The sequence below is a fragment of the Janthinobacterium rivuli genome, assembly GCF_009208735.1.
In the GTDB taxonomy this organism is placed as follows: Bacteria; Pseudomonadota; Gammaproteobacteria; order Burkholderiales; family Burkholderiaceae_D; genus Janthinobacterium.
This window is the reverse complement of the sequence record NZ_WFLJ01000072.1, coordinates 1-412: the sequence shown is the minus strand read 5'-3', so window position 1 is coordinate 412 and position 412 is coordinate 1. Positions and strand designations below refer to the sequence as shown.

The window sequence follows — 412 nt, the reverse complement described above, 5'->3', positions numbered from 1 at the left end:
CTGATGACCATAGCAAGTTGGTCCCACCCCTTCCCATCCCGAACAGGACCGTGAAACAACTTTGCGCCGATGATAGTGCTGCAACCAGTGTGAAAGTAGGTTATCGTCAGGCTTGTTATTCGCAGTAAGAGAAAAACCCGATCAGCAATGGTCGGGTTTTTTTTCGTCTGGCGGTTTATTCACCATAAAAGCGCCATTTTCAGCCCCATCTTCAGGCAAATTCCTATATAATTCGCCTCCTCAGATCAGATGGTTTGCTGCCCCGTTGGGAGCAGGCTGTTGAAAAAGTTATGCCTGATGACCATAGCAAGTTGGTCCCACCCCTTCCCATCCCGAACAGGACCGTGAAACAACTTTGCGCCGATGATAGTGCTGCAACCAGTGTGAAAGTAGGTTATCGTCAGGCTTGTTA

2 rRNA genes are annotated in these 412 nt (G+C 48.8%); both read left to right on the top strand.

Going from position 1 to position 412, the window contains the following annotated elements:
- Positions 1-112: ribosomal RNA gene (gene rrf, locus GCN78_RS28955) — 5S ribosomal RNA — on the top strand.
- 181 nt (positions 113-293) lie between these two features.
- Positions 294-406: ribosomal RNA gene (rrf, locus tag GCN78_RS28950) — 5S ribosomal RNA — on the top strand.
- Positions 407-412 lie beyond the last annotated feature (6 nt).